Raw genomic sequence first — 20,573 nt, 5'->3', positions numbered from 1 at the left:
CCAAACGCGCGCTGAGCCGAAAGCGTTAGTGCCCGGAGAATACCGAGGTATTCGCCTCCGGTTGGTTTGTCGCAGTTGTGCGGATCTTAGCGGGTGGTCTTGCCGCGTCACTGATTCACGGCTGGCACCAGCCGAATGCCAATCAGTTGCATCGCTCCGGCGGGCCATGCTTGTTCAGGTCGAAACGAGAGCGTGTGCTTGCCGCTGCGCTTCACCACGATGATGTGCGAGTCGCGCACCGGCTTCCCTTCACTGTCCGATTCTCGCAGCGTGAAGCGTTTGGATTCTTGATCGTATTGCACCGTGGCTTGCTGGCCGCGAATCGCCACGCCGGCCGTGTATTGCAGTTCCAGTTCAAAGAACCCGGGCTTCACCAGGCTGAAGTTCCACTCGGCCACATCGGTCGGCGAAGACCACTGCGACAGCACATCGCTGGTCCCCACCACTTCGCGTTGCACCTGCCCCGACAAGACAGCCGTCGATGGCGACAGGTTCACTTCACCCGAGCCCTCCTGCATCAACATCACGCCCTTCGGCGCGGCCGGCTCAACCTTCGGCGGCTCTGCCGGCTGTTCAACGACGGGTTCTTTCTCTGTGCTTGGATCGACCTCGTCGCCGATCGGCCGACCAGCGACGTCGCGTTCGTTGCGCACACTGCTGCCAGAAATCCAAACAGCGACTCCGCCCAAAACGGCAATCAGCAGAATCAGCGCTCCCAAGCCTGCCACGGTCATCAGCGGAGACTTCGTTCTGGTCTCCGCCGGTTCGTGCGGCTCGTCGAATGGTTGCGAATACTGCGGTGGCGTTTCGTACTGCTGCGGCTGCGGCGGTGCCATCACGGCCGGTGGTTCGTTGCCCGTCCATCCCGGCGGCATCACTTCTTCCAGCTTGCGACGCCGCGGTGGTGGCGCGGCGGCCTCGGGCACTGTTGGAAAGAGAGCCTGATGCAACGACTGATCGTAAACGGCTTTGCTGGCTGGCGAGAGCAGACAGATGCGCGCGGTCGCCAATTCGTTGAGCAGCTTATTAGTGTGCGAACCGCGCGGTCCGGCCTGGTATTGCCGAATGAGCTTCATCCGCTCATCAGCGGCCGCCGAGATCTTCGCCGCATCTGCTTCAAATGTATTCAGCCCGAGCAACAGGTAGTGATGCAGGGGCCGAGCCGTGGGAGGAATGCCCAGCCAGTGTTGATACGGATCGAAGCTCTCGGTTTTTCCAGCCATACCAGACTACGCAGCGCCTACGGAATCATCGAGCCCGCGAACATCGTCTGGGCTCGATCGGGCCCCACCGAAACGACTTCAACAGGCTTGCCGACTAGTTCCGTAATGCGGTCGATGTACTTGCGAGCGCCCAGCGGCAGATCGGAGATCTTGCGAACCTTGGTCACATCGGTCAGCCAGCCCGGCACCGTTTCATAGATCGGCACGACCTTGCGTAGGTCATCGACATGGCTGGGGAACTTCTGTGTTCGCTCGCCATCGATTTCGTACGCGGTGCAGATCTTCACTTCGGGCAATTGGCTCAGCACGTCCATCATCATTAGCGAGATAGCATCGACGCCGCTCAAACGCGACGTATAGCGCACCGCGACGGCATCGAACCAACCGCAGCGGCGCGGGCGGCCCGTCGTGGTGCCGTATTCGCGACCCAGCTCGCGAATCTTGTTGCCCATTTCGTCTTTCAGTTCGGTCGGGAACGGACCGCCACCAACGCGCGTCGTGTAAGCCTTGCAAACACCGAGCACCTTGGTGATCCACTTACCGGGAACGCCCGAACCGGCCGACACACCCACGCCCGAAGCATTGCTGCTGGTCACATAGGGGAACGTACCGTGGTCGATATCGAGCAACGAACCTTGGGCACCTTCAAAGAGCATTCGCTTGCCGTCTTCGACCGCATCCAGCAGATACGCCGTAGTGTCGGTGACGAAGGGCTTCAGGCGGGCCGCGTAGCCGCTGTACTGATCGAAGATGGCATTCGCATCGAGCAGATCGCTGTTGCTGCCGAGGGCGGCGAGGAACTTATTCTTGGCCGCGACGATTTGTTCGACGCGCGTTTTGAAGTCGGGGCGGAACATATCCCCCAGCCGCACCGCGTGCAGACGACCGACCTTGTCGCCATAGCAGGGGCCAATGCCGCGCAGCGTCGTGCCGATGCTTTCGCGATCGGTCGATTCGTTCCGCACCTTGTCTTCGGCAATGTGCCAGGGGAACACGACGTGAGCCCGGTCGCTCAGCATCAGGTTCTCGGCCACCTTCACGCCTTGCGCGTCCAGCGAGTCGAGCTCCTGCAGAATCGTCGGCGGATTGATCACCACGCCGGGCGTCACCACGTTCATTACCTGCGGCGACAGAATCCCGCTGGGAATATGGTGCAGCTTGTACGTTTTGTCACCAACCACGACGGTATGACCCGCGTTGGCTCCCCCTTGATAGCGAACGACCACATCGAAGCGGGAAGTGAGCAGGTCGACGAGCTTGCCTTTCGCTTCGTCGCCCCATTGCAGACCAATAACGCACGTACCTGACACGCGGGAGCACTCCTACAAACAGACCAACCGGCGCGCAAAACTGCCCCGGCATGCACCGTGGCAAACATATTACTCTGACCGTTCCCCCCACCTTGGTCAAGGCTGGGGACCACCTCCGCGCCGCCTCTACTACGAGGCTACCGCCCATGGCGACCGAGGCAGGGGGTACCAGTCAGACCCACCTTCGGTCCAATGGCAGCCTAATCGCCTCTACCCATTCCACCTCTTCGCTCTGATAACTTTTCATGTCACCCTCCCAGTTGTCCGATTTTGATAACTTTTTCGCGCGAAATTTCACTTCGCCAAACTGCCTCTAACCGCTTATTTCAGTGGCACTTGCTGGCCGTCGAGCGTGGTAATTAGCCCGGTTCTTGATAACCGTCTGATAACCACTTTGGCCCGCTGCCCGCACCCCCTGAACAGCCCCTGTCGGTCTGCTCGCTTCCCTTTGCTAATGGCAAGCAAGCCTCCGCAAACTGGCGGCCGCGAAACCACCGCAGCAACGACTTGCGTCACATGTATAAATAATCACATTTGCACTTGATTGTCAACTGTTTGTTAGTTAAAATTTAAATACGATTTATTGGATCGGAAGTTCGCAGCGGGCTGATGCACCGTTCGGGCGAAGGGCCACTGAGCAGGTCATCGGCTTCGGCATGATTCTGCGCAGCGAAGTCAGTGATCGTCAGCACCTTCATCGCCCCGCCATTTCTCCAATGTCGGTGGATCGCCAAGCCACATCAAACGTCGGATACAGGAGGATATTGAGGAACTGGTCGCGGAGCCCGAGAGTAGGCCGACATGATGCCAGGGCGATTGAGATTCTTGGCCTCGGTGATGAGTGGTGCCCGCCGCTCCTCTCGTCGCAGGCACCAGCGCAGGGACGTGTTGCCACGCCGGTAGATAGAGAGCAACTGGGGTGAGGGAGTGCAGCGGTTGGGAAGTAAGCCAATCCAGTGAGGGAACGACTGGCGAAACCGCACCCAAACTTCGTGCTCCGTCGTCAACTCTCCCAGCATGATCTTGGTGCGAAAGCTGAAGAATGTGCGAAGCAATGCGATCAAGTCAGTCGCTGAGTCCCCTACCTGCTCGTCCGACCAGACAAGTCCTCCTGACATCAGTTCGTAGAAAACGGTCGCACGAGGATCGGGTGTATCAATCGCATGGAGTGCGCCAAAGTGAGGCCGAAACTGCTCCCAAAGTTCCTCCATTTGGACCGGCCTTCCTGCTGCAGAATGAAGAGGGGCAAATCAAGTCGCGAATAGCAATCGATATTCGAGCAACATAACCATTCGGTCGTCTTCAAAGACCGCATAAAGAACGGTCAATGGAGGTATCGTCAGAAACCGCAGATTGGCGGCTGAAGAGGAGCCTACTTCAAGCGGACGTTCGCCAAGTAGCCTGTCGATTTGATTCGAGGCCTGGCTGATCTCCTTGAGCCGAGAGGTACCCCAATGTTCGAGCGCGAACTTTGCTAGTGTTTCTTCGACGTCGGGGTGCCAGACGACGCTGTACCGATTCACCCTTCAATCCTTGCCCGGACAGATTCGAGGATTTCCGCGAACGTCTTTCCGGGCACGGGTGATTGTGCGCGACGCTGGATTTCTTCGATTTGCTGAGGAGTGAAGAAGTGGCGCGTAGTCTCACTTCGTGCCAGAAAGCCAAGCGGCTTGCCGTCAGCATCGCGGAGCTCAATCCAGGCAGCGCCTGCCTGCTCGGGAGTCAAAACAACGACGCTATTTGAGGGCGTCGTTATGCTGCCGACCGGAACACGCTCCTGCCCGGTCACCGGCGGTATGTCGCCCATTGAATGACTTGCTGGCGAGGACATGACTTTGCTCCAAGATTTAACTAGTCGCTATCGTCTATTGTACTCGCCAGCTTTCGGCTGCCCAACAACTTACGCTTTCGGCGTCTTGCGGAGCTGAATCCACTCGCTGTGGAACTTCTTATCGAGCGGCTTGTCGGTGCGCTGATAGGTGTGAGCGCCAAAGTAGTCGCGCTGGGCTTGCAGCAAGTTGGCCGGCAAGCGTTCGCGGCGATAGCTGTCGTAGTAGGCCAGGGCGTTGCTGAACTCGATGACGGGCAGGCCCATCTGCGTCGCGGTCACAACGACCTTGCGCCACGAGTCTTGAGCCTTCTTCAGTGCTTCGGTGAAGAACGGGAACAGCAGCAGGTTTTCGAGGTTAGGCTGAGCGTCGAAGGCTTCCTTGATTCGTTCGAGGAACTGCGCGCGGATGATGCAGCCACCGCGCCACAGCAGGGCGATGTCGCCATAGTTGAGCGGCCAGTTGTGCTCCTTGGCGGCAGCTTGCAATTGGACGTAACCTTGAGCGTAACTGCAAATCTTCGAAGCGTAGAGCGCTTGCTTCACGTCTTCGATGAATTGCTTCTTATCGCCGATGTTCACGCCAGATGATGTTGGCGAAGGCCCAGCAAGAATCTTCGAAGCACGGACGCGAGCATCCTTGAAGCTCGACAACGAGCGAGCATAGACGGCCTCGGTGACCATCGTGCTTGGCACACCGAGGTCGAGCGCCAGTTGGCTCATCCACTTGCCCGTGCCCTTGGCGCCGGCAGCATCGAGGATCTTGTCAACGAGGTAGCCTTCGCCACCTTGGTCATCCTTCACACTGAAGATGTCGCGGCTGATTTCGATGAGATAGCTCTGCAGTTCGCTGCGGTTCCACGAATCGAACACGTCGTACAACTCGTCGTTCGTCAGGCAGGCTGCTTCTTTGAGCATGAGATAGGCTTCGCAAATCAGCTGCATATCACCGTATTCGATGCCGTTGTGAACCATCTTCACATAGTGGCCAGCACCGCGCGGACCGACCCATTCGCAGCAAGGGATGTCTTCCTTCGGTCCGACCTTGGCGGCAATCGCCTGGAAGATTGGCTTGACCAGCGGCCAGCCCTTTTCGCTGCCGCCGGGCATCATGCTCGGGCCCTTGAGGGCGCCTTCTTCACCGCCCGAAACACCGGTGCCGATGTAGAGCAGGCCCTTGCTCTCGACGTACTGCGTACGGCGTTCGGTGTTGGTGTAATGTTCGTTGCCGCCGTCAATGATCACATCGCCGGGCGAGCACAGCGGGATCAGTTTTTCGATCAAGTCGTCAACCGCTGGACCGGCCTTCACCATCATCATGATCTTGCGCGGAGTTTTCACCGCGGCAACAAGCTCTTCCAACGAATGACAGCCGGTGAACTTCTTCCCCTTGGCGCGACCTTCGATGAACGCGTCGGTTACCGAAGTGGTTCGATTGAATACAGCGACGCTGTAGCCGCGGCTCTCGACGTTGAGTGCCAGGTTTTCGCCCATGACGGCGAGGCCGATAAGACCGAAATCAGCCTGGGCAGGGGCTTGGGACTGGGAACTGGGGGCTGGGGAAGGAGACATCTATTCGACCTTTGCGTTGAGGGAGCTTTGTAGTGCGTGTATTCGACGACCGAGTATCTCGGCTATTTTCAGAACTGGATCCACTTGTTGTTGTGTGCAGAATTCCAATTCGACTGAAAGACAAAGTTGCGTTTCTAATTCAGCCAGTGAGCCCAAAGCGATCGAAACAAACCGAAGATATTCACGAGTTGAGTTTCGAGCGTGGCCTTCGGCGATATTCGAAGGATATGGAAATGCTCGCGCGGCGAATTTGACTGGTCAATCCATAAACTTCTTGGCGGGGAAAGTTCGCGGAAAGCTTGTAGACACTCTTCGCCAACGACATCGCCTCTTGCCAAACGATCAAGTCGCGATAGCTGCGAATAGCGGCCATTGCCTTCTTTCCCCAGCCCCCAGTTCCCGGTCCCTAGACCCCTCCTAGCTAACTCCCTTCCAACTTGGCTTTTCAGGCAAGTAGCGATCGAACTCAGCGAGCAACTGCTTCTGGTAATCGCCGGCGAAGGTCTCGTTGAGGAAGCGATCGATGCCTTCATCGTGAAAGCGTTTCCAGCTGGCATCTTCGGCACCGGGATTAATCGGATAGAAGAGGCAGTTGTTGGCTTTGGCCGCGGCGTAGTCGCCGGGAGCGTCGCCGATCATCAGCGTGTGGCTGGGGGCGTACTTCTGCGAGTTGACGAGCACTTCTTTCTTGGTGCCAGTTTCCTGGCCGCAGATCGCGGTCACGAACTGATCGATACCATGCTCGCTCCATTCCTTCTTCAGGGCGTCGTTCGGCGTGGCCGAGCAGACGATCATGTCGGCCTTGCCTTGCAGCTTCTTCAAGCTGTCGAAGACATACGGGAATGGCGGCACATGACGAACCATATCGTCGACGGACTTATTCACAGCCTTCGACCACGCGAGGCATTCCGTCAGAGCCTTGTCGCCGCTGGCTTTCACTTTGGCTTCGAGGGCCGGGTTACCGAGCTTGGTCTCTTCCTTGACCCACTTCCGCAGCGAATCGGGAATCTCGATCTTCACACCGCGAGCGATCACCTCGGGCCGCTTCTGTAGCCATTCGAGCGCTTCGATGAGCGCCGGGAAGCGGTTGATGCCGCGGCTCTTGCTGTACAGGTTTACGAACTCCGCACATTCGCGAGCGTACTTGCTCACGGCTTGCAGGCCGTAGTAGTTGATGATGTTCGGAATGAAGCACTCCTTGTGCTTCAGTTCCATGGTGTCGAACGTGCAGCCATCGGAATCGATGCCGACGAGGAAAGCATGCTCGGGGGTGATTTCGTACATGGGAGGAGGGTGCGAGGGGCGGGAGGCGAGAGACGGGGGAAAACGGGCTACGCTGCTCGTTTTCTTGCGTCAGAACGGCCGGCCGCAGGAGTGTTTAGTGATTATTCGCTCAGTTTTTGTCGCAACGCTTTTTGTAAGTTTCGGATCATTCGACTCAGGCTATCCAGTGTGGAAAGTAAGTCGTTCAATTGGCTCTGCTCTACGAAGTTCAATCGATTGGCAACTAGCAATTGCGTTTCAAGTTCAGCAAGCGATCCGCGGGCGATCGACAAAAAACGCAAGTAATCCTTCGTCGTGTCTCGCTCGTGGCCTTCGGCAATGTTGGAAGGAATGGAAACCGCAGCCCGACGAATTTGGCTCGTCAGGCCATAGATTTCAGTCTTAGGAAACGCTTCGGTGAGGCGGTAGACATCGACCGATACTTGCACCCCAATCTGCCAGACTTTCAGTTCCTGGTAGCCGGGCATTTCTGTTTCCTCCCCCTCGTCTCTCGCCTCCCAACCCTCGCCTCCTACCCCTTCCGATCCGCCTGCGGAACATACTTCGGCAACTTCTGCGCGGCGAACGTCTTCTTAAGCCGCGTCATCCGTTGACGACCATCGACCATGGGCAAGCTGACCATCCCTTCGCCGACGAGGGGCTTGGCGTACTTGAGGAAGTCGTCGGTGACGTCGTTGCCCGCAGCGGTGATCCACTTCTTGGGGAAGGTCCGCTCGCTGTTGGCGACTTCGGTCAGAGGAACTTTGTCGTAGGTCACGCTGTAAACGGCGCCCGGATTGCGCAGGATGGTCGACATGTAGCCGCTCTCGCCCTTGGCCGCGATGACCGCACAGTTCTCGCCGGCGCGATACGCTTCGTCCAGATCGACCGTCGAGGCATAGGCCATCGAGTGACGTTGGTCGGTACCGGGCACATTGCCGCGAGCACTACCCTTGGCCTTCAAGCCGATCTTGTTGAGATAGTTGACGACCAATTGAGCCACGGTCGTTTCGCTGCTGCTGAACTGCGTATGACCGAACGAGTCTTTCCGTTCGCCCAAGCTGCCGACGTTAAAGCCCTCGCTGATGACGACGATGCAGCGGCCGTCTTTCACCAACTGATCGTTGACGTTATCGGCCAATTGCTCCAGCGAGCAAGGGCTTTCGGCGAGATAGATCTGCAGTGGCATCTCGCGATTCGGATCGGCCAGACGAGCCGCAGCGGGAATGAACCCGATCTTGCGACCCATGGCCTGCATCACCAGCACGGGGTCAGCGGGGCACGAGCCTTCGTTTTCTTCATTGGCATTTTGAACCGCGTGCATCCAGTACTTGGCGGTGCTGCCGTAACCGGGCGTGTGGTCGATGAGCTTGAACTCGCTATCGCCGACGTCGTTGTCGATCGTCTTCGGTCCGCCGATACCAATCAGGTCGAGCCCTCGCTGCTGAGCAAGTTGAGCGACCTTGTTGGCGGTGTCCATCGAGTCGTTACCGCCGATGTAGCAGAAGTAGCCGACATCGTGAGCCTTGAAGACTTCCAGCACGCGGTCGAAGTCTTCGTTCTGGTTCGCCTTGAGCTTGTAGCGGCAAGTGCCGATTGAACCGGCGGCCGGCGTGTAACGCAGCAGCGAGATCTCGTCGCGGCATTGGCCGGAAAGGTCGAGCAACTCTTCCTTCAGCACGCCTTCGATGCCGTGAAAGGCGCCGTAGACGGTGCCGATGTTGTCGTAGTTGCGAGCCGCTTCGATCAGGCCCCGCAGCGTGTTGTTGATCACCGGGCTAGGACCGCCGCTTTGGGCAACGACCAGGTTTTTCTTCTTGCTCATGATTGCGTGCTGATTGAGCAGTGCTCGTGGAGAGTTACTTTTGGTTTGCAACCGGCAACAGCCGGGCAAAACGGGAAACCGCGATTTTAGCCGGGACGACCGGAGGCGCGAAGGGACGGAATCGGGCTGACCCACCGCGACAATTGACCGCGCAACTCGATGGCACCAGCAAACTTGGAGAAATCGTGGCAAGGGTGCAGCAGATTGCTTAAGCTGGTGTTTATGAGCACTTCTTCGCCATCCGTCCCCTTCTCGGACGTTACTGACACGACAAGCCCGCCGGTCACGCTGGTGCAACTAGCGGAACGCTTTGGCGATATTCCTGCTACTCGCATCTGTATGAATCCGCCCCCCGGACAGGCAACCGAAGCCGATCTGGTGTATCTCCAAGAGCACGAGGATCGCTTGTTCGAACTGGTCGATGGCACTCTGATCGAGAAAACTATGGGCAGCTATGAGTCGCACGTTGCTATCAAGATTCTGGTTGCCTTGTCCGTTTATCTGCAACAGCGCCCGCTGGGCATTTTATTGGGTGCGGACGGCCAATTAAAAATCCGACCGGATGCCATCCGTGTCCCTGATGTGTCCTACATCTCAAAGGACCGACTTTTGAACAGTGACTTTGGCCAGCAGAACATCGCCAGCATGTCCCCCAACCTGGCCATCGAAGTCATCAGCAAAGGGAACAGCCGAAAGGAAATGGATGAGAAGCTAAAAGAGTATTTCTCTACCGGCAGCGAAGAAGTTTGGTACGTCTATCCCAAGACGCGTGAGTTGCACCAGTTCACCAGTCCACAGCCCCCACAGGTATGGCAAGGAGCAGCCACGGTCTCGACTGCTCTGCTGCCCGGTTTCGAACTAAAGCTCGCCGAGGTCTTTCAAAATCCACTCGACGCGCTCAAGTAAATTGCTCGCGCGGGGTGATTCAATCGGTGGGGGCCGTTCGTTAAGATCGGTGGCTGTTTCAGAGGTGTCTGATTCAGGAATCACTCGTTGCCCGCACCCGCTGCGGCAACCTTCTTTTCCAAGGATCGCGTCATGACGACGAAGGATGCGGCAGTGACCAAGGCTCCGGCGGTCAAATCAAAGCCCGCGAACAGGCTCACTTTTCGCGATCGTCTGTCGCAACTCAACTTTCTGGATGCCTGCAAACTGCTGGGCCCCGAAGGGAAAAAGCTGATTCAGCAGGGTGGTAAGTGGGACATCAATCCCGAACAGCAGGTCTATCTCGGCAACGACTTGTTCCGCGTCCGCTTCTTTGAAACGACGAAGCAAGGCTTGCCGGTTGTCGCCAGCATCACACAGAAGGCCGATGCCCGTGGCCGCTTGCATTGGAACTGCACCGGCTGCGAAGGTTCTTGTGCGCACCTGGGTGCAGCCTTCTCTCTGCTGCTGGAAGAGAAGACTCTCTTGGGTCTGGCGGTTGCCCCACCCGAACCCGGCAAGCCGCTCGAAAGCTTGCCGGAAGAAGAGTTGTATCTGCGGGCCCTCAATGACCGCGCCGAACGAGCCCGCACCGAGAAAATGAAGTGCCTCGCCGCCGACCCCAACCGACCTTGGACCGACTACACCGTCACCAGTCTGCTGACGGGCAAGACCTATCGGGTCGCGTTGCGCGGCACCGAACTCGGCCAATCGTATTGCTCGTGCCCCGACTTTCGCACCAACACTCTGGGCACCTGCAAGCACATTTTGCATGTGCTAGGCAAAGCCCAAAAGACCTTCACTCGCCAAAAACTGCAGCGGCCTTACGAACGCAAAAACATCTCGCTCTACCTGAAGTTCGATCGGCAAACGACGTTGCAGCTTGGCTTGCCCCGCAAGTTGTCCGACGAAGTCGCGGCGCTCGTTCAGCCGCTGCGAGACAAGCCCATCGAGGATGTCCATGCACTCTTGAAACTGATTCCTCCGCTGGAATCGCTCGGCCAGTCGGTACAGATCTATCCCGATGCCGAAGAGTGGATTCAGGCCCGCTTGTTTCACGAGCGAATCTCGCGACTCACCACGCAAATTCGCAAAGACCCGGCCAAGCACCCGCTCCGCACCTCGCTGCTCAAGATCCCGCTGCTCCCCTATCAACTCGATGGCATTGCCTTTGCCGCCGGTGCAGGACGCGCGGTACTGGCCGACGATATGGGCCTCGGCAAAACGATGCAAGGCGTCGGCGTCGCCGAGTTGCTCGCGCGCGAAGCCGGCATTCGCAAAGTGCTGATCGTTTGCCCCGCCTCGCTCAAGTCGCAGTGGAAGAACGAAATCCATCGCTTCTGCGATCGCGATGCTCAGCTGGTCTCGGGCAGCAATGCCACGCGCGGCGAGCAATACTCCTCCGACCAGTTCTTCACCATCTGCAACTACGAGCAAGTGCTGCGCGACCTGCAATTTGTCGAGCAGCTTCCGTGGGACATGATCATTCTCGACGAAGGGCAAAAGATCAAAAACTGGGAAGCCAAGACCAGCCGTGTGATCAAAGGGCTGCGTTCCCGGTTTGCCCTCTGCCTCTCGGGCACTCCGCTCGAGAACCGGCTCGAAGATCTCTACTCGGTCGTGCAGTTCATCGACGATCGCCGCCTCGGACCCGGCTTCCGCTTCTTCAATCAGCACCGCGTGGTCGACGAAAAGGGGAAGGTGCTCGGCTACAAAAACCTGGCGCACCTGCGCGAATCGCTGAGCCACGTGCTGCTGCGACGAACGCGCGATTCCGTCAAGCTCGAACTGCCCGAACGAACCATCGAGTACGTCCGCATTCCGCCGACTCAAGAGCAGCTCGATATTCACACCGCGCACATGCGCGTCGTGGCCAGCGTGGTGCGCAAAGCTTTCATCACCGAAATGGATATGCTCCGGCTGCGGCAGGGGCTCATGATGTGCCGCATGGTGGCCGACAGCACCTATCTCGTGAACAAAGAAGAACCCGCCTACTCGACCAAGCTGGCTCATCTCGACGACTTCCTGCCGCGACTGTTCGCCGAACCCGATCGCAAAGTAGTGGTCTTCAGCGAGTGGACCACGATGCTCGATTTGATCGAAGAATTGCTGCACAAGCATGGCCTGCAGTTCGTCCGGCTCGATGGCAGCGTGCCGCAAAAGCAGCGACCAGCGCTTGTGCACGAATTTCAAACCAACCCCGACTGCAAACTGTTCCTCACCACGAATGCCGGTTCCACGGGCCTCAACCTGCAAGCCGCCAATACCGTCATCAATGTCGATTTGCCCTGGAATCCCGCCGTGCTCGAACAGCGGATTGCCCGGGCACATCGCATGGGACAAACGCAACCGGTTCAAGTCTTTGTCCTCATCACCGAGAATACGCTGGAAGAGAACCTGCTCAATACGCTCGCCTCCAAACGCGACCTCGCCTTGGCAGCCCTCGATCCCGATGCCACAACCGACGCTGTCGAACTTCACAGCGGCATGGACGAACTCAAAAGCCGCTTGGAGCGACTCATCGGTGCCAAGCCCGAAGCGCCGCTCGATGTGTCACAGCAACAAGCGGCCACCGAGCAAACAACCAATCTCGAAGCCGAACGCCGCGACCGCGTCTCTGCTGCCGGCGGCGAACTACTCGGCGCTGCGTTCAAATTCCTCGGTGAATTGGTCGCCTCGCAAGCCCCAGCTGCACCGCCCCAGCCTCAACTCGTGACCGAAATCACCGCCGGCCTTAGTCAGTGTGTCGAGGTCGATCCCGCAGGCAAACAACGACTCACCATTACCCTCCCCGATCGCAGCGCCCTCGAAGGCCTCGCGGCCACCCTCGCGCAACTGCTCAGCGTCAGTGGCAGCGGAAAGTAAGGCTGGTCGCCGGGAGGTCGGGAGTTTGGCCTCCCATCCCAAGCTCACTGCCGAAATTGACGTAACTCTCCGCAACTGCACCGTTCTATCTAACCAACTTGTCCAACTATCAAGCTCATCGTTGAGCAGCATCTTCAGTATCTCTCGCAAATGGCGCGAGTTTCTGTTCAATCGTGGCCACGATAGTTGGACACCCCTCTTTTGCGGTTACTCACGACTTACGTCGCCGCCAGCCTCCTCAAACTTCGCCTCAAAAGTGCGGAGCTGCTTTTAACATCCTTCACAGCAACCTCAACCGTCTTGTCTCTGCTGATAACCAAATCTGATAACTTTTTTGCGCACTTTTTCGCGATAACCATTTGCCGCTAATCTCGACAGCGACTCTACTTGCGTCGCTAATTACCGAAATCATGCCAGTTTCCTGATAACCAGTTGATAACTACTTTTTCAGTGCTCGCCGAGGTTCGTTCAGCCGCTTGGGCAACGCTGTCGTCCCGAACGAACCAAGTTGTCGCCAGCTCCCAGGGTTCGGACCACAGTCCGGCCAGTACCCCGGGCGAGCGACGCCAGCGCGCACCGGATCCCTTTTGGTCGCGGTTTCATCCACCACACATTTGAAGGGTTGCTGTTGATTATCGACAAGACGTCGGTTATTGTCAAGTAATTATTTCAGAGATACAAAAGTAGTTCGAGCGGATTGCTTACGTCGCCGGGTTACGACCTGCTGCGAATTGTCAGCAGGTATGCTTGCAAGGCAGCGCCGACCAGGGCCGAATGGTGCCGGATCTCGACTCGGCTATTCTGGCAGACATCCATGAACTATTTTGGTGCCACACCATTCTGCCGATTGGCGACGCTTCGAAATCGAATGGCGATTGAGTCATGGGCAAACAACTGAAACTGAAGCACAAGGGCCCCAGCCTGGCGCCAGGCGACCTCCAGGCGTTCGAACGCGAAATGGGTGGGCAACTCCCGGCCGACTACCAGGCGTTTCTGTTGGCCAAAAATGGGGGCGTGGCAGAGCCATGTTTAGAGATGGACTGGAACGGGCACATTCATAAGATTCCCGCATTCCTTAAACTGCTTCCTTTGCCCGACGAAGGAATTCGCATGGTGCTCAAAGATCTGAGGGAATTGGGAGTCGAGGGACTTTTACCATTCTTGAGTACTTTAAATGGCGAGAATATCTGCCTATCGTTTCGGAACGACCCTGGGACGGTGTGGTTTGCCTACAACCTTCGTGACAATCAAGTTCGAGTCGCGGTGAAACTCGTTCGTCTGGCAAGTTCCTTTACCGAGTTTCTCGGTCTGTTGCGCGAGGTGGAAGAACCTCACTGCCGTGTGGAAGAGTTGGGAGAATATGGCAGCGAGCAGGACCTGGACGCGTACCTTGCCGAGGGAAACTCGCTCGACGAAATCGGAAAGCATGGCTTCACGATCCTAGGAGAGGCAATTAAGCACAGGAATTCCGAACTGTTGGATGCCTGCTTGGCACGCGGCGCGAGTTTGGTGAATGCTGTCCATCTGGCAGCCGCAAATGGCAATCTGGAGTATGTCCGCCGCCTGGTAAAGGCAGGAGGTGACGTCAACGAACGAGATCGCTATGGCGACCGACCGTTGTCCTACGTTGGTGGCACCGCATTGCCTGGCGAGGAAGGAAGAGTCAACCGCGCCATGGTTAACTTGCTTGTTTCGCTCGGTGCCAAAAAGTAGCCTGCATGCCGAGCTACCCGCTTCGGCACAGCTTGTCCTTACTCCACCTTCAAAATCATCAACACGCCGGGGCTGACAACGCCGTCGACGGCGCTCCAGTTGGCCAGATCGGCGCCGGCTTTCACTTCCGGTCGGGCGGTGCCGGTGGGCAGGTGCTTGTCGAGGAACGCGATCAGATCGACCGACGGAATGGCCAGACCGTAGCTATCGACGCCGGCAAACACGTTGCCCCCCGTCTTGGCCGTGACCATGCCGACGACATTCCCCTTTTGGTCGCAAAGGGGCCCACCACTGTTCCCGGGGTTCACCCGCAGATCGAGCGTGATCATTTGGTCGTTCGAAGCGCCCGGCAAAGCGGAGACACCACCGGCGGTCAATTTGAGATCCGTCCCGAGTGCATCTCCCAGCGGAAAACCAAACGCAGCGACGCTCATTCCGCGACCAACACCCGCAGGGGTGACCGGAATGGGCTTGATCGTCGTATCGGCTGGCAAAGTGACCTTGAGGATGGCCATATCGCGCTCGGCATCCTTGGCGATGACCGTGGCGTCGATGGTGGTCTTGCCACCGGGCAGACGAACGACGACTTTGCCCTTGCCTTCAATCACATGGTGATTGGTCATGATGTAGCCGGTATCGGAAACCAAGAAGCCGGTTCCCGAGGACAGGATGTTGCCCCGCTCGATCAATTCCTTGGCCGAAGCCAGAGCTTCTCTCAGCTTGGCATCTTTCGGGCTGTAGGTCGCTGCGCGGGCCAGGTGCTGCATGGCTTCGTCGCGGCGATCGGCCCGCCCGAGCAGACCAGCGGCCAGAATGTGCATCCGCGCGCCGCGGTCGTCGTTCTGAAATTTCTTGGTCGTGAGCCAATCTTGCAGCGGAGCCACAAACTGGGTCACTTCGATGTTGTCATCGGGATCGATGTCGACCGCTTTGACCATCAGGTCGGCTTCGACGAACGATTCGAGTTGTCCCTTTTCGTTCGTGGGGTCCAAGCGATTGGCCACGCGCATCCAACTTTCGACTTCTTCCTTGTAGCGCGCGACGATCTTCTTCTCGATCAGCCATTCGGCCATCTTCACCGCGGGCTCCAGCGTCTCACCCTTGATGTCGGCCCACATCTTATCGCGCTCGACGCGCTGGGCTTCGCCTTCTTCCAGGTAGGCCTTCAGGTCATCGGAGCCCTTCTTCCACTCGGTTTGCAGGTAGTAGGTTTTGCCCTTGTGATCGAGCAAAGCGAGCGTCGGAAGCTGCCGCAGGCCAAATTCCTTCGCCAGTGCCGAATTCTGCCCGGAGTCGAAGACGTTGTTGAGGCCTTCGCGGGTGCGGGGGAAATCGATCATCACGAGCACATAGGCTGCGGTGATTTGATCCTTCATCGCCTGTTCTTGCGTCAGGCGGCCGATGGTCTTGGTTTGCGAATCGTTATCGCTGGAACCAAAGACAATCAGGATCCCCTTCTGCTGCTTGAGCGCGGCCTCTTTGGCCAGATGAAAGTTCTGCGTGAAACCATCGAAGCCCGTAACCGGCGAGCCTGCGCCCAGGCCGACTTGAAAATCGGTCCCGCCGGAATTGCCCGAGCCGGCTGTCTTGGTGGCGATTGTCGGACCGCCACTACCGAACTCGTTCTTCTTCCATTCGGGCTTGTAGGTGGTCGTTTCACCTTTGGTGATGGTGATCTTGGTTTCGATTTGCTCGTAACCCCGGCGTTGCAACAGCAGGTCGTGTTCGCCGGCGGTGAGATCGAAATACAACTCCCCCTTCGAGAGCATGATTTCGCGTTTGCTGTTGATGAGGACCGCGCCCCCCGCTTTCCGTTCGTCTTCGGCCCAGTCGATGACCAACTTGCCAGTCGATTTGGCAGCAGCGGCACCCTTGCCTCCCTTGGTCCCTTTCGCCACGGGCGTGCCGCCGGAATTCATCATCACGACAGCTGCCAGGCCGCCGCCGACAAGCAGCAGCAAACAGACTACGCCGCCGATGATGAGCGGCAGTGCCGAGCCTTCCTTCTTCTTGCCGCGTGGGGTCGGCGAGGCAGCATGTCCGCTGGGGTTCGCAGCCAAGGTCGAACTGCTGCTGACCTTGGGCTTCGCGGCCACATTGAGTTGAAAACCAAGGTCCGCAGGCGGAGTCGCCGCGATTGGAGCAGGTGCCTGCACGGGCTCTTCGATGAGCGCGTTCACGGCTTCTTCGCGCGCCGGCACGGGTTGCACCGGCATCGGCTGAACAGGCCGATTGCTCGGCAAGGGCTTGGCCACCGTGGTGGTTTTGATGGTCGGAATCGAGCCGCTGCTGGCATGCGCGGGCGCTGGCTGATTCGGGCCTTGGCCCGGCGGAAACTGATCGTTCTTGCTCGGCGGCGGGGCAACCTTGGGAGGAGCCACGGTCGTCTGCGCGGCGGGCGGAATGACCGTCGTGTTGCCGGAAACGGGGCTATTGCCCGGCGCGGGGACTTCTACAATCACCGAACACTTGGGGCAGCGGGCCTTTTTGCCTGCGTACTTAACGTCGACTTTGAACTTGGCCGAACAAGCGTTGCAGCGGCAAAGAACTTCCGACATGAGATGAATCCGAGTAGGGGAGGCGGGTGCGAATCTGGCGACGCTGCAGCAGCGATCGTGACCGGTAGAGGACTCTTTGCGCAGCAGTTTTGACGGCAAAGGGACCACCCACCGGAGGTGATATTATCAACCGACTTGCGCAGTTCCGCAAGGATTAGATTTCGAAGTTTGCCGCGACCGCGCCAACGAAAAAACGCCAAATATTGCTGCCGCGGGAACTGAGTCGGCATTTCAATTATGAACCTGCAGTGCCGCCCCACCGGTCACCAATTCCGAGGTCGGGAGTACAATCGAGGCCACGAAAGTGCTGCAATGTCTAAGAATAAACAGAATCCCTACAAAGCTCCGCCGAACTCTAACTCGTCAGGTAAGCCTTCCGCACTTCGGAGCGCTTCGGCGATCGGTTTGGGAATCCTTACCGTCCCGGCGGCAGGGATTGCATTCTTGGTGACATGCGCGTCGAATTCGAGCTTTCACGATGGTCAAGATTTCGATATTTGGCCTTGGATTTGGGGAGCGCTCGCCGCCTTGGCAGTGGGTGCGCCCATGATTTATCTCATTATTCGCCTGGGCCGCCGCTAGCGAACATTGAGATTGTGGAAACAAAGCGACTCGTGAGAATTGCCACAAAGCCATTCTCGCACACAACCATCGGCAGCGCGCATTTGTCTGAATGCTCTCAGCCGTCCCAAGACTTGAGTTCGCAGGCGAATTCACCCAGGTATTGCAATGCTTGTGTGGAACGCATTTCGCCGGGAAATCCTCCAAGAGCCTCAGAGAATACCAAGACCAGCGTGTCTGAAGGTGAGTTTGCCGTTCGGCAGATTTGGTGGATTTCTGTCGGCCTGACGAGCAGGGTCGCTAAGTACTGGTGACGATCGTCGCCAAAAATCGTCTCGATGAAATCGCTTTGCAGATAGCGCCCCAAGTCATCACGCAGTTGCCAGTGCGGATTGCGATCCTCCCAGGCTGAGTACTCTTCGTCGCTCACATCATCGCTGGGCTCCGGTTCCCATTGTGCTTCTGAGTAGCGAGTTGCGGCCTCCCGGTCGCCAAACTGTCCGGAGAAAACATGTACCCGATCATTGGTTGCCATCGAGCCGACTCCAACAGTTCTACGCCTCATCCTTAATCGGCGAGAACAGCGTGCCGATGTTTTCGATCCAGGCTTCGACTTTGTCGCCGGCATGCAGATAGGTCTGCGTCGTATTGCCCACGCCGGCCGGCGTGCCGGTGGCGATGATGTCGCCCGGTTCCAGCGTGACAATGTTGCTGATGAAGGCAATGGTCGCGGCCACAGGAAAAATCTGCTGGGCGGTCGAAGCATCCTGCCAGACCTTGCCGTTGACGGTCAGTTTCATCTTCAGTTTTTGAGGATCGGGTACGTCGGCCGCCGACACGACACACGGACCGCACGGGCAAAAGCTGTCGTGCCACTTGCCGTGCAGCCAATCGAAGAAGCTGTCGTTCTTGCGTTCCTTCCGCTCGGGGTTGGGCTTGAACTTACGGTCGGAGATATCGTTCACCACGGTGTAGCCAGCCACATGTTGCAAAGCGTTCGCTTCGGTGATGTGCTTGCCCCCCTTGCCGATGACGACGGCCAGTTCGCATTCCCAGTCGACGTTCTTCGGCGAACTCTTGGGCACGAACACGGGCTTGCCGGGATCGGTGAGCGTGGTGCTCGGCGGCTTCATAAAGACGTAAGGAAATGTCTCGGCTCGCTCGGTGGCGATGCCGCCCCCTTCTTGAATGTGGGCGTTGTAGTTGCCGGCCAGCAGCAGCAACTTGTTAGGCCGAGCGATCGGCACCAGCAGTTGCACCTTGTCGGTTTCGACCTTGGCATTATCCGGAATCGCAGCCGCATTCCGCGCGACCCAATCGACCAGTTTCTTGGCAGCTTCGGCCTGCTTGCCGCAAGGCAGCAACTCCAGCAGTGAATCGCCGACGGGAATGGGCAAGCGTTCGTGCGTTCCCTGGGCATACGCCGCGGCAGCCGCAGCCAGCGAGATGATGGTCTTCTCGTCGTAAATGCCGACTTGAACCGAGTCGCGCTGTTGATAGCGGCAGAGACGCATGAGCCTGGCTCCGGAGAAAACGAAAGGTGGGAATGGTCGGGAAGAGCAGTAAGGTCCGTTGTGATATCACGCCCACCGCGCCGCTGGCAAGTCTTTTTGCCGCAGCCGGTGCGTCGCGTGTCCGGCCACCCGCCATAGTCATCGTGCTTCGTCGAGATGACTGCGCGGAGCTATCGTCACAGCGGCCGCGGCCGAACTACAATCAAGCGTACCCACTTCTTTTATCCATTTGACCGCTGGTTCTCTTTCCACATGCCTCGTCTAGCCTTCCTGGGAATCGATCATCCGCACGGTGCTCATTGGCGGCAGATGCTGCAGAACGTCGCGGCCGAAGCGCCGCTTGTGGCGCTGATGCCGGCCTTCGACGGCGGGACAACCAGCCTCGAAGAACGCTATGCGGGCCTGCCTCGCTTTGGCACAGTTGCCGAACTGTTGCGCTGGAACGAGTTCGATGCGGCCGTCGTCTGCCTGACGAATCGTGAAGGCCCCGAGGCGATCGCCCAGCTGATTCGCGCGGGCAAGCATGTGCTGGCCGAAAAGCCCGTCTGCAGCAACGCAGCCGACGGCCAGCAGATTGTCGATGCCCTGGCAGAGCATCCGCAGGTTGCTTTTCAAAATGGCTACATGTGGCGCTACGACGAAGCGGCCGAACGCTTGCGCGCGATGATCCGCGACCGCCGGTTCGGCAAGCTCATCAGCATGGAGATGACCTTTGCTACCAGCGACATCGCTCGCCGGGGCCCCGCGCACTATTTGTTCGATCCGGCCGTCAGCGGCGGCGGCTTCTTCAGCTGGCTTGCCTGTCACCAACTCGACTTGCTCCTGTACGTCACCGGGCAGGCTGTGGTCGGCGTGACGGCTCGCACGGGCGTCTTCAGCGAGCACCCCTCAGCCGTCGAAGATGGGGGCGTGGCCATTCTCGATCTGGCCGATGGCAGCTTGGCGACGTTCATCGGCGGCTATTGGATTCCGCGTTGGGCCGGCGAGAGCCACTGGCGAATTCGTGGCAGCCAGCGCTGGGTGGAGTGGGATCCCGTACGGCCAGGCACCGGCGGAGCGCTCGATATTCATGGTCCCATGCCGCAGTGGCACGGCATGGAAGACTCCTTCACCTTGCCGGTCGATACCACGCCCGGCTATGGCGGTCGCCGCTGCCTGTCCCTTATTCAGGACTGGCTCGCGGCCATGCAGAACCCCGGCCACAAGTGCCGCAACACAGGCACTTCGACCCTGCAGACATTGCAGCTGATCGACACCATCTATCAGGCCAGCCGGGAAGGCCGCCGCATCGAGTGCCACATAGGCTCGTGAGGAGAGGGAGTCAGGAGTCGGAGGTCAGAGTATCAAACGCAAACTTACGTCGATCACTCACCGCCAAACCGACGTCCATTTTGAACCAACTTGTTCAACTTCAAGG

The 20,573-nt window shown here is 58.2% G+C and carries 18 protein-coding genes; 4 read left to right on the top strand and 14 right to left on the bottom strand.

The genetic code is table 11. The annotated features are described in order from the left end of the window. Positions 1–107: 107 nt before the first annotated feature. The 11 genes from NA78x_RS04770 to NA78x_RS04720 form a co-directional block, all read right to left on the bottom strand. Positions 108–1,223, bottom strand: a complete 1,116-nt coding sequence (locus NA78x_RS04770; protein ID WP_425617281.1) for a hypothetical protein — start codon at positions 1,221–1,223, stop codon at positions 108–110. 17 nt (positions 1,224–1,240) lie between these two features. Then, positions 1,241–2,533 (bottom strand): adenylosuccinate synthase, encoded by a 1,293-nt coding sequence (locus tag NA78x_RS04765; RefSeq protein WP_425617280.1) that lies wholly within the window; start codon positions 2,531–2,533, stop codon positions 1,241–1,243. A 740-nt stretch (positions 2,534–3,273) separates the two neighbouring features. Then, positions 3,274–3,744 carry a hypothetical protein gene (locus NA78x_RS04760; RefSeq protein WP_425617279.1) on the bottom strand — a complete coding sequence of 157 codons (471 nt, stop codon included), beginning with the start codon at positions 3,742–3,744 and terminating at the stop codon, positions 3,274–3,276. Between the two features lie 39 nt (positions 3,745–3,783). Beyond that, the gene (locus NA78x_RS04755; RefSeq protein ID WP_425617278.1) at positions 3,784–4,056 is read right to left on the bottom strand and encodes a hypothetical protein; all 273 of its coding nucleotides are present in this window, start codon (positions 4,054–4,056) and stop codon (positions 3,784–3,786) included. After that, on the bottom strand, positions 4,053–4,364 hold the full coding sequence (locus NA78x_RS04750; RefSeq protein ID WP_425617277.1) for a hypothetical protein: 312 nt from the start codon (positions 4,362–4,364) through the stop codon (positions 4,053–4,055). The genes NA78x_RS04755 and NA78x_RS04750 overlap by 4 nt, the downstream gene beginning before the upstream one ends. 69 nt (positions 4,365–4,433) lie before the next feature. Further along, complete coding sequence (gnd, locus tag NA78x_RS04745) at positions 4,434–5,933, bottom strand: decarboxylating NADP(+)-dependent phosphogluconate dehydrogenase (protein WP_425617276.1); 1,500 nt, start codon at positions 5,931–5,933, stop codon at positions 4,434–4,436. Further along, a complete protein-coding gene (locus NA78x_RS04740) occupies positions 5,934–6,149 on the bottom strand; it encodes a four helix bundle protein (protein WP_425619499.1) in 216 nt (71 codons plus the stop codon). Continuing rightward, positions 6,115–6,306 (bottom strand): four helix bundle protein, encoded by a 192-nt coding sequence (locus NA78x_RS04735; protein ID WP_425617275.1) that lies wholly within the window; start codon positions 6,304–6,306, stop codon positions 6,115–6,117. Before NA78x_RS04735 ends, NA78x_RS04740 begins: the two co-directional genes overlap by 35 nt. Before the next feature lie 44 nt (positions 6,307–6,350). Next, positions 6,351–7,217, bottom strand: coding sequence for an HAD family hydrolase (locus NA78x_RS04730; RefSeq protein WP_425617274.1), 867 nt, complete (start codon positions 7,215–7,217; stop codon positions 6,351–6,353). 101 nt (positions 7,218–7,318) lie between these two features. Further along, positions 7,319–7,684 (bottom strand): four helix bundle protein, encoded by a 366-nt coding sequence (locus tag NA78x_RS04725; protein ID WP_425617273.1) that lies wholly within the window; start codon positions 7,682–7,684, stop codon positions 7,319–7,321. A 44-nt stretch (positions 7,685–7,728) separates the two neighbouring features. After that, positions 7,729–9,021, bottom strand: a complete 1,293-nt coding sequence (locus tag NA78x_RS04720) for a diphosphate--fructose-6-phosphate 1-phosphotransferase (RefSeq protein WP_425617272.1) — start codon at positions 9,019–9,021, stop codon at positions 7,729–7,731. Between the two features lie 222 nt (positions 9,022–9,243). Between NA78x_RS04720 and NA78x_RS04715 the strand changes: the two genes are divergently transcribed. The 3 genes from NA78x_RS04715 to NA78x_RS04705 all read left to right on the top strand — a co-directional run bounded on the left by NA78x_RS04715 (position 9,244) and on the right by NA78x_RS04705 (position 14,523). Then, positions 9,244–9,927, top strand: a complete 684-nt coding sequence (locus NA78x_RS04715; protein ID WP_425617271.1) for a Uma2 family endonuclease — start codon at positions 9,244–9,246, stop codon at positions 9,925–9,927. Between the two features lie 132 nt (positions 9,928–10,059). Next, a complete protein-coding gene (locus tag NA78x_RS04710; protein WP_425617270.1) occupies positions 10,060–12,810 on the top strand; it encodes a DEAD/DEAH box helicase in 2,751 nt (916 codons plus the stop codon). Positions 12,811–13,692: 882 nt separating this feature from the next. Continuing rightward, positions 13,693–14,523, top strand: coding sequence for an SMI1/KNR4 family protein (locus NA78x_RS04705; protein ID WP_425617269.1), 831 nt, complete (start codon positions 13,693–13,695; stop codon positions 14,521–14,523). Positions 14,524–14,561: 38 nt separating this feature from the next. On the opposite strand, the gene NA78x_RS04700 is transcribed toward NA78x_RS04705, so the two are convergent. The 3 genes from NA78x_RS04700 to NA78x_RS04690 form a co-directional block, all read right to left on the bottom strand. Beyond that, positions 14,562–17,081 carry a trypsin-like peptidase domain-containing protein gene (locus NA78x_RS04700; RefSeq protein ID WP_425617268.1) on the bottom strand — a complete coding sequence of 840 codons (2,520 nt, stop codon included), beginning with the start codon at positions 17,079–17,081 and terminating at the stop codon, positions 14,562–14,564. A gap of 679 nt (positions 17,082–17,760) precedes the next feature. Continuing rightward, complete coding sequence (locus NA78x_RS04695; RefSeq protein ID WP_425617267.1) at positions 17,761–18,177, bottom strand: hypothetical protein; 417 nt, start codon at positions 18,175–18,177, stop codon at positions 17,761–17,763. Positions 18,178–18,196: 19 nt separating this feature from the next. Beyond that, on the bottom strand, positions 18,197–19,156 hold the full coding sequence (locus NA78x_RS04690; protein WP_425617266.1) for a fumarylacetoacetate hydrolase family protein: 960 nt from the start codon (positions 19,154–19,156) through the stop codon (positions 18,197–18,199). A 252-nt stretch (positions 19,157–19,408) separates the two neighbouring features. Between NA78x_RS04690 and NA78x_RS04685 the strand changes: the two genes are divergently transcribed. Further along, the gene (locus tag NA78x_RS04685; RefSeq protein ID WP_425617265.1) at positions 19,409–20,467 is read left to right on the top strand and encodes a Gfo/Idh/MocA family protein; all 1,059 of its coding nucleotides are present in this window, start codon (positions 19,409–19,411) and stop codon (positions 20,465–20,467) included. The last annotated feature ends 106 nt before the right edge of the window (positions 20,468–20,573 follow it).

Source organism: Anatilimnocola aquadivae (genome assembly GCF_049819085.1).
Classification (GTDB): domain Bacteria; phylum Planctomycetota; class Planctomycetia; order Pirellulales; family Pirellulaceae; genus Anatilimnocola.
Note: the sequence above shows the minus strand (reverse complement) of the source record. Positions and strands in the feature narration are given on the sequence as shown.